The sequence below is a fragment of the Streptomyces mexicanus genome, from assembly GCF_902506575.1.
GTDB lineage: Bacteria > Actinomycetota > Actinomycetes > Streptomycetales > Streptomycetaceae > Streptomyces > Streptomyces mexicanus.
In genome coordinates this window covers 1-1,891 of the sequence record NZ_LR732691.1, presented here as the reverse complement: position 1 = coordinate 1,891, position 1,891 = coordinate 1, and the positions used below count along the sequence as shown (strand labels likewise).

The following is a 1,891-nucleotide window of genomic DNA, read 5'->3' as shown; positions in this document are numbered from 1 at the left end:
CCAAGAGACCGGCGGAGACTCGCGGTATGTGTTCTAGTCCGGGACGCGCGCCGCCACGACCCCCACGACGGGGGCCGCCGGCGGCGTCGGATGTGTATAGGGGCCAGCCCCCCCCCGGCGCGCCGCCCCCGACCCGCCCGGGCCCCCCAGGGTCGGCGCACAGCCCGCCCAGCCGCTCACCACGGCCCGGCAGAGAGTCGTCGTGGGCCCCAGGGACGCCCGCCGGGCCGCGGCGGCCCAGGCCGTCCGGGACGCCGCCGGACCGGCTCTCGTCATCACCTCGGACCCGGCGCTGTGGCAGGACACGAAGGACTCCAGGGCCAAGCTCGGCCCGGTCCTCCTCTACGACCCGACGCACCTGTGCGACACCCCGGCCCGCCTCCACTGGTCCCCGGTCCAGGGCTGCGAGGACCAGCAGACCGCGGCCGCCCGGGCCGCGGCCGTCCTCGCCCCCGTCCGCCCCACCGCCAAGATCGACCAACCGCTCGCGGACACGGCGCAGACGCTCCTGCGCAGCTTCCTGCACGCGGCCGCCGTCGACGGCCGCACCATCCGCCACGTCCACCGCTGGGCCCAGGGCACCCAACTCCAGGAAGCCGTACGGGCCCTGCGCACGAACCCCAAGGCGGCCGCCGGGTCGGCCGGCGAACTGGAGGCGGCACTCACCTCCCACCCGGACCGCCGCGACATCGCCCAGGAGTTGACCAGCCGCGCACTGGCCTCCCTGTTCACAGTGAACATCCGCGAGGCGTGCACACCGAACCGAACTGATGCGCTCGCCTTGGATTCCTTCGTCCCCGAAGGGGGAACGCTTTATCTGGTGGGGGAATCCATCGAGGACCCCCGTACGAACCCCGGCGCGATGCCTCTTCTGACGGCACTCGCCGCAAGCGTGGTCGAGCGCGGCCGGCGCATGGCCGAACGGTCATCCTCCGGTCGGCTCGACCCACCACTCACGCTCGTCCTCGACGACGTGGCCGCCGTGGCACCGCTCCCGCAACTCCCCGAACTGCTGGCCGACGGCCCGGAGCACGGCATGCCGACCCTCGCTCTGCTGCGCTCCCGCGAGCAGGCCCGCGCTCGCTGGCCGCACCACGAACTCCCGGTCTGACGCCGTCACGGACGCTCGAGGACGTACTCCAGCTCCATCTCGCCCGGCCGAGCGGCCAGCGGCACCGTACGGCCGCTCGGTACGAAACCGACCCTGCGGTAGAAGCGCTGGGCCCGCCCGTTGTCCTCGTGCACGATCAGCCGCACCCGCTCGGCGCCGACCTCCCACGCCCACCGCAGGGCCTCGTCGAACAGCACCTCGGTGAGCCCGCAGCCCCGGTGCTCGGGCCGCACATAGACCCCGACGACGTGCCCTTGCCGCCGCTCGACGGGGAACCCGGCCCAGTCCTCCGTGCCGGCCTCCTCCATGAGCACGGTGACCGTCCCGACCCACCCGCCGTCCGGCCCCTCAGCGATGAACTGCCGTGCGCCGGTGGCCCCCTCGCCGGCGCCGGCCGCCCGGTCCTGCCAGTAGGAGTCCGGCCGGGCGACCGCATCCTCGTACACGTCGAGGAAGGCGAGGTGCGCCACCGGGTCCTGCAGCGCCTGGAGCCGCAACTCCTTCATGGCCCGCCACTCCTCGGGCCGTATGGCCCGGACGAGGTACTTTTCGTCGTACATCGCGTCGTTGCCGACGCTGTCAGGGCTGCTCATGACGCAACGGTAGTGCAGAAAAAACGAAGAGGCCCACACCATTTAGGTGTGGGCCTCTTCTGAAGAATTGTTCGGCGGCGTCCTACTCTCCCACAGGGTCCCCCCTGCAGTACCATCGGCGCTGTAAGGCTTAGCTTCCGGGTTCGGAATGTAACCGGGCGTTTCCCTCACGCTATGACCACCGAAA

Annotated in this window: 1 protein-coding gene, 1 rRNA gene and 1 pseudogene; 1 reads left to right on the top strand and 2 read right to left on the bottom strand. The window is 71.9% G+C overall.

The genetic code is table 11. The features are described from left to right. Nucleotides 1–103 precede the first annotated feature (103 nt). A pseudogene (locus GV126_RS35290) lies at nucleotides 104–1,111 on the top strand (type IV secretory system conjugative DNA transfer family protein); the annotation flags it as partial. Between the two features lie 5 nt (nucleotides 1,112–1,116). Here the strand turns inward: GV126_RS35290 and GV126_RS35285 are convergent. Then, nucleotides 1,117–1,704, bottom strand: coding sequence for a GNAT family N-acetyltransferase (locus GV126_RS35285; RefSeq protein ID WP_159675504.1), 588 nt, complete (start codon nucleotides 1,702–1,704; stop codon nucleotides 1,117–1,119). Between the two features lie 69 nt (nucleotides 1,705–1,773). Next, a 5S ribosomal RNA gene (gene rrf, locus GV126_RS35280) occupies nucleotides 1,774–1,890 on the bottom strand. Between the last annotated feature and the right edge of the window lies 1 nt (nucleotide 1,891).

What these genes read in the sequence shown, in the direction of transcription:
- GV126_RS35285 (WP_159675504.1), bottom strand. Translation starts at nt 1,704, where the DNA reads ATGAGCAGCCCTGACAGCGTCGGCAACGACGCGATGTACGACGAAAAG.